Consider the following 683-nt stretch of genomic DNA (forward strand, 5'->3'; position numbering starts at 1 on the left):
GGTCACGGCGACGCGGCGTCGATGGGCTGATTCACGGCAGGGATGATTCTGTCCTCATCCTTGCCCGGCTGCATCGTCGACCGAGTTGTCCGGCGCTCCGGTCATCTCATCATTGTCGCCCACGTTCGCCGGCATTGTGGGTGCTGTCCCGACTGCGGCACGCCCAGCTCTGCCGTGCATAGTCGATACGTCCGTCAACCTGCCGATCTTCCGAGTTTCGGCGAGGCCGTGACGCTGCGACTGAAGGTTCGCCGCTTCTACTGCCATCATCGCGCCTGCCGACGGCGCACGTTCGTCGAACCGTTGCCGCGGCTTCTCCCACCACGGGCACGACGCACCGGTCGGCTCGCCGGAGCGCAGGCTCGGGTGGGCCTCGCGTTGGGGGGCGAAGCTGGCGCTCGCCTTGCCGGGCATCTGGCGATGGCCACGAGCCCCGATACGGTGTTGCGTCTCGTGCACGGCATGACGTTGCCGTCGATCGGTCCACTGCGAGCGGTGGGAATCGACGACTGGGCAATCCGCAAAGGACAGACCTACGGCACGCTCATCGTTGATCTCGACCGGCGACGTCCCATCGATCTGCTGCCGGACCGATCCAGTACAACGGTCGCCGAGTGGCTGCGTCGCCACCCCGGTATCGCGGTCATCACACGCGACCGCTCGTCCGAATACGCGCGCGCAGC

General features: G+C 66.6%; 1 protein-coding gene. It reads left to right on the top strand.

The genetic code is table 11. The annotated features are described in order from the left end of the window. Window positions 1–42 precede the first annotated feature (42 nt). A partial coding sequence (locus tag G3T14_RS24505) for an ISL3 family transposase (RefSeq protein WP_163645051.1) occupies window positions 43–683 on the top strand: 641 nt, incomplete at its 3' end.

It is taken from the genome of Methylobacterium sp. BTF04 (genome assembly GCF_010692745.1).
Classification (GTDB): domain Bacteria; phylum Pseudomonadota; class Alphaproteobacteria; order Rhizobiales; family Beijerinckiaceae; genus Methylobacterium.